This is a genomic window from Actinomadura violacea (assembly GCF_017573465.1).
Lineage (GTDB): Bacteria > Actinomycetota > Actinomycetes > Streptosporangiales > Streptosporangiaceae > Spirillospora > Spirillospora violacea.
Genome location: NZ_JAGEPF010000004.1, coordinates 108,881 through 122,359 on the forward strand (window position 1 = coordinate 108,881; position 13,479 = coordinate 122,359).

The following is a 13,479-nucleotide window of genomic DNA, read 5'->3' on the forward strand; positions in this document are numbered from 1 at the left end:
GGTTCTCCTCATTCGGCGAAGCGGTACCGGAAGCGGCCGCTCGGGGCGGCGTCTCCGCTGGTCAGGACGTCGAGAATGGCGCCGTCGCGCTGCATGTTGTCGATCCACTTGAAGTCGAGCCGCAGCGGCCGGCGCGGGTCGGCGCCGACGAGCCGCCGCGGCACCGCGAGTTCCAGCTCGTTGCCGCGCGCCGCGTAGGACACGTCCGCGACGTGCCGCCACGACCATCCGCCGCGGCTCGCCTCCAGGGACGTCCGGTGGCCGTCGCGGACGCGGCGGTTCACCACGAACCGGAACCCCTCCCAGCCGCCGTGCTCGCCGTCGCCGTGCTCATCGGCGCCGCCGATGTCGAGGAAGAGCAGCATCCAGTTGCGGCCGTCCGCCGGCGTGAGGGGTTCGCGGGTGCGGGCGTAGAAGTAGAGGTGCTCGCGGTCGCGGGCGACCTTGGCGGCGATGATGTCGTTGCGCCCGCTGGTCTCCACGTACGGTCCGGCGCCGCCCCAGCCGGGGTGGTCGCGGTGCGCGGTGTCGCCGATGTGGTCGCGGTATTCCGGGCCGACGTCCTGCCAATCCTCGAACCGGCCGTTCACCGGGATGGTGCGCTGCGCGGTCGGGCGGGGCAGCGGGCGGACGCCCTTGAAGCGGCGGATGTTGGCGACGAGCTGGTAGTAGTAGGCGTCCTGGTAGGCGTCGCCCTCCGGGAAGCCGCCCTCGGGGCCGCCGCGCAGCGGCTCGATGTCGCGGCTGTGCTCCCAGTCGAACTGGTCCACGAACACGACGGGCGCGTCCACGCCGTTGAACGACGTCATCCGCTGGGCGACCCATTCGTTCCAGCCGGTCACGAACACGAACTCCGGGTCGGTGGCGAGCGCCCGGCCCCACTGCTCCTGGACGTTCAGCCCCTCGGGGGTCCGGGACCGGTCGGCGGCCGGCTCGCCGCCGCGGGCGCTGCGGCCGAGCGCGCGCGGCTCGCTCATCGCGCCGAGCCGTCCGTCGACGGCGTTCTGCGTGACGCCCACCGTCATCTGCTCCGCGGCGCCGGACGCGTCGCGGAACACGTGCTGGGGGCTGACCTCCAGCCAGCCCCACTGGTTCGGCTTCGCGGGGCCGGTGAAGTAGCTGGGCTGCGCGGAGCGGAAGGTGAAGAAGGAACGGATCTCGTCCACGCCGTCGCCGAGCAGGTCCGGGTCGGCGAGGATCAGCGGCTTGCCGTCCCAGCGGAACCACAGGTCCGCGTGGACGCCGGGCTTGTAGAGGTCGGCGTACAGGTCGGAGACGACCTGGCGGGGCGTGCCGAACGGCGCCAGGAACGCCACTTGCGGGGTGGTGCCGCCGTCCGCGCGGACGGCGGCGAACGTGTCGAGCAGGATGCGGTAGTTCGAGCGGTAGGTGAACCCGTTGGTGACGTCGAAGACGACCGTGTCGACGCCCGCGTCCGCGAGCATGGTGGCGTGCCTGCGGATGACCCAGGCGTCGTCGGAGAGGTAGTAGCCGAAGTACGGTTCGGCCCAGTGGTGGAAGTGCCCCATCGGGCCCCACGCCGGATCGTCCCCGTCGTGGATCGCGCCGGGGTCCGCGGTGAGGATGCGGCTGATGTCATGGGGGCCGCTGGTCGAATGCTGCCCCAGCCACAGGAAGTAGAAGACGCCGACGAAGCGATCCTTGCGGGGGCCTCCGACGTCCTCGTGCAGCGGCAGGGACCGGCCGAGCCCGTCGGTGGCGGCCCAGGTGTCGCTCATCGTGTCCCACCCGGGGGCCGGCGCGCCGGCCTGCGGGCCGCCGTCCGCGCGGGCGGGACCCGCGATGACGCCGGGCAGGGCCAGCGACAGCGACAGCGCCGCCGCCCCGGTGCCCGCCGCGCGCAGCACGTCGCGGCGGTCGACACCCGGCCTGTCCTGAGCGCCGGGCGTGCCGTTGGAACCGGTCATGAGGGCGACCTCCAGTTCAGTTCGTTCGGCTTGCGGTGTCCGCCGGGCGGGGCCGGGGCGGGCCGTGCCCGCGGGGGCGGCGGCCGCCCCGGCCCTTCCCGGCCTACGGCCGTACGGAGAAGCCGCTCATCTGCACGTTGGCGTTGACGGAGTCCCAGCTCCTGGTGACGGCGATGCGCACGTACCGGGCGCTGACCTTGTCGAACGTGGTCGTGCCGCCCTCCTTGGGCGTGTCGGTCGCGGTGGCGACGGTGCGCCACGTCCGGCCGTCCTGCGAGACCTCGACGGCGTAGTCGCGCGCCCCGTAGTTGGAGCGGCCGCCGACGACGACCGAGCCGATCTCGACGGGCGCGCCGAGGTCGACCCCGTACCGCACCGGGTCGTTCGCGGTCGGTCCCTGACCGGCGGCGCGGCCCCACGACACCCAGAACGTGCTCGCCGAGCCGTCCACGGCGAGCTTCGCCGGGTAGCGGTCCTGGCCCGCGTCCGCGATCACCCGCGGGAACGGCGCGCCGCCCGGGTTGAGCGCGAGGTCGCCGGAGTGCCGCAGGGTCACCGCGGTCTCGGCGGACGGCCCGGCGTCGCTGCGCGCGGTCACCTTGAGCGTGCTGGTGCCGGACGAGACGCCCTTGTCGCGCACGTCGATCGGCACCGTCACCGAGCCGCCCGCGGGCACCGCGACCTTGCCCTGCTGCGGCTTCGCGGTGATCCCGTCGGCGCCCGACGCGGCGACCGTCACGTTCGCCGTGCGGCCGGAGGCGTTGGTGACCAGCACGTTCGCGCGGTTGTAGCCGCCGTCCGCCAGCGGCAGCTCGGGTTCGAGCGCCTCGGCGGCCAGCACCGGCCGGTCGCCGCCGGTCGCGGTGAGGGTGAGCGGGCCGAACAGCCCGTAGTCCATCGGCGCCCGCGAGGACGCGCCGGTGCCGGGCGCGACCCGGACCGCGTTGAGCAGCGTCGAGGCGACCCGCACGGTGATCGTGTTGTCGCCCGGCCGCAGGTACCGGCCGACCTGGACGTGCCGCAGGTCCGCCTGGTCGAGCGGCGGCAGGTCGTGCCCGTTGACGTTCACCCGGACGGTGTCGACCGGCGTGCCGAGATCGAGTTCGGCGGCGTCGATGCCCTTCCAGCCGTCGTCGAGCGTGACGTGCGCGGTGTAGGTGCCGACGCCCGACACGTCCTTCAGGTCCACCGGGTAGCCGCCGGACGTGGTGATCGCCGACCAGGCGGGCAGCGCGCCGTTCTCCCCGGCCTTCACGGTGACCGGGCCGAGCGTCTTGTGCGCGGTGTCGCCGGGCAGGCCGGACGCTCCGGGGCCCCACGAGTCCACCGACAGCGACCACTCGTTCAGCTTCACCGGCTGCGGGACGGCCGCCGTCCCCTGCTTCCCAGGCCGGCCGGGCTTGCCCTGGCCGGGGAAGGTGGCGTCGTGCCGCGGCGTGACCGCGATGACCGTGGCGTCGTTCCCGGCGAGCCGCACGGGAACGGTGACCGTCCCATGGCCGGTCGTGTAGTCCGTGATCGGGGTGATCTTCCCGGTCCAGGTGTCGAGCTTGTAGGGGACGCCGTCGCCGGTCAGGGTGACGGTCTGCGCGGTCGTGGTGTTCGTCTGGTTGTACAGGTAGTAGTAATCGGTCGAGCCCGCCTGGCGGCGCACGTCGAGGAGCGCGCCCGAGCCGTCGTGCGGCGTCGCGGCCGGGGCGACGCGCAGGCGGCGCAGCGCGTCCGGCGCGTCCGCCTCGCTCGCCGCCCGCACCACGGTCCGCTGCCGGACGAGCTGGGACATCACCGAGGTGAGCCGCGCGTCCTGGCGGCCCGCGTCGCCGTCACCGGGCACCGCGCTCGGCAGGTCTCCGACGATCACGACGGGCAGGCCCTGCCGGGCCAGCTTCAGCAGCTTCTCGGCCGCGGCCACCGGCATCGTCTTCTGGTCCTTCAGCAGCACCGCGTGGTAGGCGGAGCCGTTGCGGAACAGGGCGCCGCCGGAGTAGGAGGCGTCCTTGCGCCGGAGCTGCGCCGGGCTGAGGTACTCGTAGGTGTAGCCGGACGACGCCAGCGCCGAGGAGTCCTGGATCAGCTTGTTCGACCCGGACCCGGTGGTGCCGGTGCCGTTCATGCCGAAGTCCTGCCAGTACACGGCGAGGTCGAAGCGGGGCTTGCCCTGCCGCAGCACGAGCTGCATCCGGGCGACGCTGTCGTTGATCGCCCGGTAGTCGGCCCAGTTCGGGCCGCCCTTGTCGCCCCACGCCTCGGAGTAGGAGGTGTTGCCGCCGTAGGTCATCCCGGGCCACACCGACGACGGTCCGGCGCCCGCGGGTCCCCGGCTCAGGTACGGGAAGCCGTGCCAGACGACCTGGTTCACGCCGCCGGCGAAGCCGCGGTAGACGGCCTGCAGGTTCGAGGCGTCCGACCCGGCGCCCGCCGTCGAGCCCCACACCGTGCCGGAGAACGCGCAGCACTCGTCCGACACCACCGGCTGCCCGGACAGGTGCGCGCCCGTCGCGACGACCCGGTAGTCCTGCACGTTGCTGTAGGCGCCGACCGACTGCCCGAACGCCAGCGACTCGCCCTCGGGCACGTCGATGTGGGACGCGGCCTCGAAGACGTCCACCGGGATGCCGTACGGCTGGATGCGGGTCTTGATGTGGTGCTTGTGCGCCCATTCGCGCAGCACGTCGAGGCGGTTGCGGATGTAGAGGTCGCTGAGCGTCTGTCGGTAGTCGGTCCGGACGCGGGCGCCGACGCCGCCGCCGAAGTCGAAGAACGGCTTGTCGGTGATGCCCTGGTCGCCGGCGCCGGCGAGGGCGGGCAGCACGTCGACCGGCGAGTAGCCGCGCAGCTTCGTCCACTGGCCGACCAGCTCCGACGTCCACTTCTGCGTGGAGCCGAGCTCGAGCGAGTCCTCGAACAGGTCGGTCTCACCGATCCGGGCGAGCAGCTTGCGCACGTCGGAGGTGAGGATGTTCTTGTCGTAAAAGTCGGTGGTGGCCTTCGCGCCGGCCTCGCTGAACGGGTCGAGCGCGTAGTTGGTGCCGGTCGCGGTGTAGCCGGTCAGGGACTGCCCGCTGGGCGTCTGGTAGAAGGCGATCAGCGCGTACGTGCTCTTGTCGTCGCCCGGGAAGTCGACCGCGACGTTTCCCTGCGCGTCCACCTTCGACGTCACGTCGGTGACGCTCGAACGCTCCAGCATCCGCGGGGCGCTCGACGAGGCGCTGCACCCGGCGTCGGAGCACTTGGCGACCAGCGCGGCGACGAGCGTCTTCTTCGCACCGGCGGGCGGCGCGACGTTGAAGTTCGTCGGCAGCCCACCGGACCGGCTCGTGCCGCCCTTGCGGAACTCGTAGGAGAAGACGATCTGCTGCTGGGCGCTCGGGTCGTTGACGTCGTCGACCGTGGGGACGGTCGCGGGCCAGCGCGGGCCGATGGTGAGGTCGAGGCCGAGGCCCTTGTCCTTCGCCTGGGCCAGCATCGTCCGGGTCTTCTGCGCCCAGAGCGGGGTGCCCCAGCCGTAGGTCTTCAGGAACTCGGGGGTGTTGTTGCCGGCACCCTCGACGCTGAACGGCGCGACCTCGGCGCCGCCGCCGCCCGCCTTCTTGATCTGGTCGAGCTCCTTGCCGAGCTCCTTGTCGTCGGTGTAGGCGAGCGGCTGCCACCAGCGGTACTTGGGCCGGACGGACGCGGGCGGGTCGGCGAACGTGCCGCGGGTCAGGGCCGGCACGGTCGGCCCGAACGACCCCGCGCCCTCAGCCGCGCCGGCGACGGCGAGACCGGACACGGCGAGCAGTGCGGCCACTGGCACGGCGACGAGCCGCGCCGACCTCCGGCGGACGCCGCCCGGGGGCGGCGGAACCTTGGAGCGGGTCATGAGGAGTAGGCCTCCAGTTCGATGACGCGGCTGTAGTTGTGGTCGTTGGAGTCGTGGACGAGCAGCCGCAGCGCGGACGCCGACACGGGGGCGAAGGTCTTCTCGACGGTCCCGGCGGTGTTGCCGGTGACGGTCGCGACGGTCGTCCACTGGCCGTCCACCTGCGCCTGGACGTCGAAGTCGCGCAGCCCGGACTTCGACGCGGGGCTGCTGGAGCTGTCGAGCGTGTAGACCTTGACCCGGCGGAGCTTCTGCGGGTCCTTCCAGGTCGCGGTGAGGGTGTCGGGGAAGGACTTCGACGTGTCGTCGTTCCAGCCGCCGACGCCGTTCAGCCAGACACCGGAGTCGGTGCCGCCGTCGTTGGCCCACGCGGGCGACGACCCGCTGTGGGTGCTGGACGCCGACATGGCCGCGGAGCGGACGAGGTTCCCCGTGACGAGGACCGGCGCCGTCGCGGTCTCGTCGTCGGCCGTGACGGTGACGGTGCCCTTCGTCCCGTCCGCGCCCGAGCCCTTCACCGCGACGGGGATCTCCGTCGAGCCGCCCGCCGGGATCGTGACCCGGGCGGGCGCGGACGCGGTGAACCCGGCCGACGCGGTCGCCTTCACCGGGACGGTGACGGCGCGCCGCTCCAGGTTCGTCACGCGGAACCGGGCGTCGGTGGCCGCGCCGCCCGTCACCGGGATGTTCACGCCGAACGGCGGCTCGACGGCGAGCTGCGTCCGGTCCTGCCGGACGGCGTCGGGCGTGCGGACGGTGAACGTCCACGCCCCCGACCCGACCTCGTACACGGCGTGCCCGTTCTGGACGCCGAGCGGGCGCGCGCCCGCCGGGGCCTTCGCGGCGGACGCGCCGAGCAGCGGCACCTCGACGCGGGCGGGCGCGCCGGGCGGGACGGTCACGTCGAGCCGCAGGTCGCGCCCGGACCGGCGCCATGCGCTGGACACCGTCCCGCGCGGGGTGTCGTAGGAGGACGAGGCGCGGGTGAGGTCGCCGACGACGGCGGGCCGGATCACGAGGTCGGAGTAGCCGACCGAGCCGCCGGCCTGCCGGATCCCGGCGAGGCCGGCGCCGAACCACTCGTCGATCGCGCCGAGCATGAAGTGGTTCTGCGAGCCGTAGCCGGTCGGGCCGTCCCAGTACTCGGTGAGCGCGGTCGCGCCGTGCACCACCTGGTAGCCGTAGCTGGGGTTGGTGACCTGCTGCGCGACGGCGAGGATCACGTCGTCGCGGCCCGCCGCCGACAGCGTCCGGAACACCGACGGCAGCGCGATCTCGCCGACCGTCAGGTGGTAGCCGTTCTCCTTGATCGTCGAGACGAGGTGGTCGAGGACGGCCTGCTTCTGGTCGGCGGGGACGATGCCGAGGTCGAGCGCGAACGCGTCCCCGGCCTGGCTGCCCGAACCGTAGGTGTGCTTGTCGGTGTCGAGGTACTTGGCGTTGAACGCGTCCGCGATGTCACCGGCCAGCTTGGTGTACTTGGTCGCGTCGTCGTCCTTGCCGAGCAGCTTGGCGATCTTCGCGAGCGCGGTGGCGCTGCGCTGGTAGCCGTAGGTCGCGGCCACGCCGGTCGGGGTGGTCTTGTCGACGGCGGCCCAGTCGCCGAGGCCGTAGTCGAGCAGGTTCCCCTTCGCCTTGGACGTCAGGTAGTCCAGATAGCGCTGCATGTTCGGGTAGAAGTCGCGCAGCGGCTTGGCGTCCCCGTACGTCACGTAGTGCTGCCAGGCGGACAGGATGATCGCGCTGCCCCAGTTCGGGTCGTCCCACACGCCGCCGGAGAACGTCACGTACGCAGGCGCGATGTCGGGGACGAGCCCGGTGGAGGTCTGCGCCTCGGCCATGTTGCGCAGCAGCGCCGGGTAGTAGGCGGCGACGTCGTACTCGCGGGTGACCGACCCCTGGACGAGCTGGTCCTCCTCCAGCCAGCCGAGCTTCTCCCGGTCGGGGCAGTCGGTGAGGATCGACATCATGTTGCCCTGGACGGCCCGGTCGATGATCTTGTGGATGCCGTTGAGCAGCAGGTCGGAGCTGTCGAACGAGCCGGCGGAGGCGTTCCCGGCGCGCAGGATCGTCGCGCCGACCATGTCGCCGGACGGCGCCGAGCCGAGCCCGCTGATCTGGATGTAGCGGAAGCCGTGGTAGACGAACCGCGGGTGCCAGGTCTCGGTGCCGGTGCCCGCGAGCGTGTAGGTGTCCATGACCGGCGGGTTCTGCGCACCGCCCGCGATCATCGTGCCCTGCTCGACGAGGCCGTCCGCGCCGAGCCGCTCCCCCGGCTTGATCGTCAGCTTCTCACCGCGCCTCCCCCGGGCCCGCAGCTCCGGCCACCCGACGATGTTCTCGCCGAGGTCGAAGACGTAGGTGTCCTTCTCCGGGTGCGTGACCTTGACGGTCTTGCGCGTGCCGACCGGGACGATCGCCGGGGACATCCGCGCCGTCACCGCGATGCCCGGGTCGGGGGCCTCTGCGGCCGGCTTCCACGACGCCAGGTTCGCCGACGGACCGTCCCAGCCCTTCTGCGCGAGCCGGGCGTCCTCGTCCTCGCCGCCGTACCACTGGCTGAACGTGGTCGGCCCGAGGTCGGTGCGCCAGGACGAGTCGGTCGCGACCCGCGCGGTCGTCCCGTCCTTGAGCGTGACCTCCAGCTGCGCGAGCAGCTTCGGCGGCCCCTGCGCGCCGACGTACTTGGTGAAGCGGTCGTTGGTGGCGGTGACGTTGTAGGTGCCGTTGCCGAGCCGGACGCCGATCGCGTTCCCGCCGCGCCGCAGCAGCTTCGTCACGTCGTACGCCGCGTACTCGACGCGCTTCTTGTAGTCGGTGTTCGGCGGTTCGAGGACGGCGTCGCTGACCGGCTTCCCGTTGATCGTCGCGTCGTAGATGCCGAGCGCGGTGATGTACAGCCGCGCCGACCGGACGGTGTTCTTCAGCGAGAACTGCCGCGCCAGCAGCGGCAGCGCCGGCATGGACGTCTGGTACGCGGGCGGCGGAGCCTGGTCGGTGACGGTCTTGACCACGGCGAACGGGCCGTCCGCCGCATCCGAGGTCTGCACGGTGTAGTCGACGGGGAAGTTCGGGGTCTTCCCGTCGCTCGTCATCACGTCGGTGCGCGGATACAGCTTCACCGACGCGACGTCCTTGGCCGCGCCGAGGTCGAGCTGCAGCCAGATGTGGTGGCCCGCGTCCTGCGACTTGTAGGCGTTGCTGGTGTAGCCGAACGGCGCCTTCTGCGTGGTGAGCGACCCGTCGGTGAGGAACTCCGGCATCCACTTGCCGGGGTATTCACGGACCTCGGACGCGGTGACCGCCGCGCCCTTCGCCACGTTCGTCCCGGACGGGTCGAGCGCCTCGATCTCGGCGAGCTGCAGCCGGGACAGCAGCGACCCGCTCTCGGTGATCGGCAGGCCCAGCTTGGACACGTCGACCCGCAGGTAGCGGGCCTTCGTCCCGGCGGGCAGGGCGACCGTGACGGGGCTCGGAGCCCGGTTCAGCCACCGGTCGTCGGTGATCCACTTGCCGGACCAGTCGTCCTTGCCGAGCAGGCCCATCTCGAACCGGGCCGGGGAGCTCCAGGCGGACGCGCGCCCGGAGCCGTCCCACACCCGGACCCGCCACCACACCTGGCGGCGGGAGGTGAGCGCCGCGCCCCGGTAGACGGCGTTCGCGGTGCCGGACGACACCTTCCCCGAGTCCCACAGGTCGGCGCGGCCGAGCCCGTTCCGGGAGGTGGCGGCCTCGACCTGGTAGGCGGCCTGCGCGGCGCCGCGGCCGGGCGCGGTGAGCCGCCAGCTGAGCGTGGGCGCCGTGTCGTCGATGCCGAGCGGGTCGTCGAGCGCGTCGGTGCGCAGCCCGAAGGCGCGCAGGCCGGCCGCGTCGGCGCGCGCCGGGACCGTCCCGGCGGCGCCGATCAGCAGCGGCAGGAGTGCCGCGGGCAGGGCGACGCGTGTCGCGGATGTACGCATTCAGGCTCCCCGGACGGTGGTGAGGAACTTCAGGTCGCGGCCGGGCTCCGGCGTGAAGGTCGCGCCGCTGTCATGGCTGACGGCGGACGCGCCGCCCCGGTACGGGTCGTGGTCGTTGTAGGCGACGCCGTAGCAGCCGATCGTGGTGGTGGAGGAGATCCGGACGGTGTAGTGCGCGCCGGGCCGGACCCGAATCCGCGGGTGGACGGTGACGTTCCGCGCCGACCAGCCGATCTGCTCGGCGGGCACGGATCCGGACCAGAGCGTCCGGGCGCCGTCGGTGACCTCGACGGTCAGCGGCTCGGACGGCGGGGTGCGCTCCACGCGGCCCTGCTCGGTGCCGTCCTTGAACGCGGTGACGGACAGGGAGTCGAGGCGGCCGCCGCGTCCCGCCGTGAACGACTGCTCGCGCCGGACGTCCCCGGCGACGTCGCAGCCGGCGCGGAAGCCGGCGGCGCCGCTGCTCTGGTCGAGGCCGGGGACGGTCCGCTGCCGTCCCGGGTGGCCCGGGTCGAGGCGGACGGTCGCGTTGCCGCACCGGACGGGCACGATCGCCCCGTCGGCGCCGAACGTGAGCGGCTCCCACTGGTAGTTCGCGAGGGCCTCGTTGGTGTGGCCGTCCCACAGGTCGCTGAAGTACAGGTGGATCGGGTCGCCGTGGCGCTGCGGGAGCGTCGCGACCTGGGCGGGCTGGCCGCCGCAGGAGTTCTCGGTGATGCTCGTCCCGGCGGTCGGGACGACCCACTTCGCCAGGTCGCCGGAGAAGTCGTCGGCGAGCAGCTCCCGCCCGTCCGCCGAGGTCACCCGGACGTTGTCGAACTTCGCCGACTCCAGGTTCGCGCCGTTCCACTCGCGGAACCCGACCTTGCCCACCGGGTACGTGGCGTCGGTGTAGGTGTCGACCCGCACGCCGTCGATCGACGTCGTGAGCGTGGACCCGGACACGGTGACCGCGACGTGGTGCCACTCCCCCGCGACGATCGGCTTGTCGAGCTGGACGACGTGGCTCGCGGTGGTGGCGCCGGCGCGGCGCAGCACGCTCAGCTTCCCGTTGGCCGTGCCGGAGCCGGCCAGCAGGAACAGGTAGCCATGGTCGTCCTGATTCATCCGGACGGAGAACCCGGCCTGCGCGGCCGTTCCCGACGCGGTCGGCAGCGGCGCGACGTCGAAGGAGAAGGTGTAGTCGGACCAGTCCTCGCCCTGCTGCGACAGGCCGTACAGGCCGCCGCGCGCGGTGAGCGCGCCGTCCTCGGCGGTCCAGGCGTCGCGGCCCTTCCACGGCCCGAGCGGGCTCTTCGCGGTGAGGTAGGACGTGCCGGTGCCGGTGCAGTAGCCGCAGTTCGGGTCCGACATCGTCAGGTAGTAGGTGCCGTTCCGCTTGAAGATCGACGGCGCCTCGACCCGGGTCACGCCCGTCACGTCGTACGGGCCGGCGGCGCGCAGGTAGTCGGGCGTCAGCTTGATGACGGCGATGTGCCAGCCGGCGTTGCTGCACGCGAGATAGCCGGTGCCGTCGTCGTCGACGAACACGTCGAGGTCGGCGGTGCAGTGCGTCCCGGCGGGCAGGTCGGGCACGGGCTGCTCGGTGAACGGACCGGTCGGCCGGTCGGCGGTGTAGACGCGGAACCGGTCCGCGGCCTCCTGGTCGTTCACCCACATCACGTACTTGCCGGTCGCCTTGTCGTAGACCGTGTGCGGGCGGAAGCAGAACTTGCAGGAGCGGGCCTTCACGACGTAGCCGCGGTCGGTCCAGTGCGCGAGGTCCGGCGAGGAGTACACCTTGAAGCCGCAGAACGTGCTGTTGACCTGCCACTGGTAGCCGCAGTCGTAGCTCGTCCCGTACAGGTAGTAGGTGCCGCCGAACCGCTGGAGAGCGCCGTCGTGGGCGTCGACCGCGTTGCCGTCGGTGTCGAACCGGACGGTCTGCCCACCGTCCGGCCCGACGTTGGTGATCGGGGTGGTGGTCGCCGCCTGCGCGGGCAGGGCGGAGAGCGCGCCGAGGAGCAGCGCGAGGACCGCGGCGAGCGCGAGGACGCGGCCTCGCCGGGACCGGGGTGGGGGGATCGTGCGCATGGACGGGGCGTCCTCTCGGAGCTGCGCGGGGGTGGGGGGCGGCGCGTCGTCCGTTTCCGGGCATGCGGAACAGAGCCCGTGGCCGTGCGGGCGGGGTTGCACGGCCGCGGGCCTGCGCCCGTCATCGCCTAGGGACGGATCCCCCGATCGCGCCTAGTGAGAGTTCGAGTCCGGCAGGGTCGTGGTGCTCGGGTGGTCCGGTCGGTCAGGGGTTCACGGTGACCAGTTCGATCTCCAGGAGGTCGGCGAGGGCCTTCAGGTCGGCGACGCGGTGGCCGGTGCCGAGGGCCCAGTGGTGGGAGATGCCGGTGGCGCTCCAGGCGTCGACCCACTCGCCGGGGTCGCAGCCGAAGTCCACCCGGGACGTCGTGTTGCCGATCCGCAGCAGCGGCCCGTCCACGGTCTCGCCCTCGGACGCGACGAACGCGAACCGGCCGTCGCGGCGCTGGATGACGCCGAACGCGGTGACCGGGCCGTGCTTGACGTCGAACTCCACGGACACGCCGTAGCCGCGCTTGCCGTGGTAGACGCCGAGGCCGCGCAGCAGCGGGCGGCGGGCGCTGATCGCCAGGTGGGCGGGCCCGTCGTGGCCCATCTCGACGTGCCCGCGGTGGAAGTCGAGCGCCTGCAGCTCGGTGAACGAGCCGCCCGTGCCGAGCCGGTCGGCGATCAGCATGGCGAGGGAGGTGCGCAGCTCGTACTCGCCGGCCGCCGGGATGCCGCGGGCGGTGAGCAGCGACGCGCCGAGGATCATCCCGGCGCCGAGCCGCTCGTGCACCTCGCCGTCCAGGCCACGGTGGTAGTAGGCGAGGCTGTCCAGCTCGAAGTCCTCGACGAGCCGGTCCAGGCCCACCGACACCCGCGCCGCCCACGCCAGGTCGTCGTCGTTGACGGAGGCGTCCAGCTCGAAGATCTTCTCCGCCTCCGCCTTCTTCGCGGCGGCCTCGGCGTCGGTGACCTTCTCCACCCGGACGCGCAGGTCGTCGAACTCCAGCACCTCGACGTGCCCGCCGAAGTTCGCGCTGACCAGCGTCAGGTCGGTGGACACGTCCAGCATGCCCGGGTACAGGTGGCCCATCAGGCCGTGCCGGCCGCGGCGCAGCGCCGCGCGCACCCCGGCGGCCCGCACCCAGCGGCCGATCTTCGCCCAGGCCCGCTCGTCCTCCAGGTAGCCGGAGACCGAGCGGAACGGGACGCCGCACCGCGCGAACGCGTTCGCCATCTCCGGCAGCGGGCACGCGCCGCAGTAGGCGAGCCACTGCCCGGTGTCGAACGTGGCGTGGTCCATCGACTCGGTCGGCTGCAGGTTGATCAGCAACACCGGGGCGTCCGCCCGCTGCGCGACGGGGACGAGCATCGTCGCCGTCATGTAGGTGGTGAGGAACCCGACGATGATGTCGCATCCCGCCGCGCGCAGCTTCTCGGCCGCGGCCGCGCCCTCCTGCGCGTCGGAGATGAACCCGACGTCGACCACCTCGGCGCCGAGGCCGCGCATCCGCTCGGACACCCGCTCCGCCGACCGCTTCAGCTGCGGAAGCAGATCGGGGAACTGCGGCCAGTACGCGCCGAGCCCGCCGGCCACGAGACCGACCTTCACGGGCGGTGGCGCCCCGGTGTTGCCTGCCATGCCTGTTCCCTCCTGTTACCTGGCCGTCCC

5 protein-coding genes are annotated in these 13,479 nt (G+C 72.7%); all 5 read right to left on the reverse strand.

What is annotated here, in order from left to right:
- Nucleotides 1-8 precede the first annotated feature (8 nt).
- Nucleotides 9-1,928: a hypothetical protein gene (locus J4709_RS06470; RefSeq protein ID WP_208238016.1), complete on the reverse strand. Its 1,920-nt coding sequence runs from the start codon at nt 1,926-1,928 to the stop codon at nt 9-11.
- Nucleotides 1,929-2,031: 103 nt separating this feature from the next.
- Nucleotides 2,032-5,790 (reverse strand): glycosyl hydrolase, encoded by a 3,759-nt coding sequence (locus tag J4709_RS06475; protein ID WP_208238018.1) that lies wholly within the window; start codon nt 5,788-5,790, stop codon nt 2,032-2,034.
- Nucleotides 5,787-9,749, reverse strand: coding sequence for a family 78 glycoside hydrolase catalytic domain (locus J4709_RS06480; RefSeq protein WP_208238028.1), 3,963 nt, complete (start codon nt 9,747-9,749; stop codon nt 5,787-5,789). Before J4709_RS06480 ends, J4709_RS06475 begins: the two co-directional genes overlap by 4 nt.
- A complete protein-coding gene (locus J4709_RS06485; RefSeq protein ID WP_208238030.1) occupies nt 9,750-11,822 on the reverse strand; it encodes a family 43 glycosylhydrolase in 2,073 nt (690 codons plus the stop codon).
- Between the two features lie 205 nt (nt 11,823-12,027).
- Nucleotides 12,028-13,449 (reverse strand): L-fucose/L-arabinose isomerase family protein, encoded by a 1,422-nt coding sequence (locus J4709_RS06490; protein WP_208238032.1) that lies wholly within the window; start codon nt 13,447-13,449, stop codon nt 12,028-12,030.
- Nucleotides 13,450-13,479 lie beyond the last annotated feature (30 nt).

What these genes read in the sequence shown, in the direction of transcription:
- J4709_RS06470 (WP_208238016.1), bottom strand. Translation starts at nt 1,928, where the DNA reads ATGACCGGTTCCAACGGCACGCCCGGCGCTCAGGACAGGCCGGGTGTC.
- J4709_RS06475 (WP_208238018.1), bottom strand. Translation starts at nt 5,790, where the DNA reads ATGACCCGCTCCAAGGTTCCGCCGCCCCCGGGCGGCGTCCGCCGGAGG.
- J4709_RS06480 (WP_208238028.1), bottom strand. Translation starts at nt 9,749, where the DNA reads ATGCGTACATCCGCGACACGCGTCGCCCTGCCCGCGGCACTCCTGCCG.
- J4709_RS06485 (WP_208238030.1), bottom strand. Translation starts at nt 11,822, where the DNA reads ATGCGCACGATCCCCCCACCCCGGTCCCGGCGAGGCCGCGTCCTCGCG.
- J4709_RS06490 (WP_208238032.1), bottom strand. Translation starts at nt 13,449, where the DNA reads ATGGCAGGCAACACCGGGGCGCCACCGCCCGTGAAGGTCGGTCTCGTG.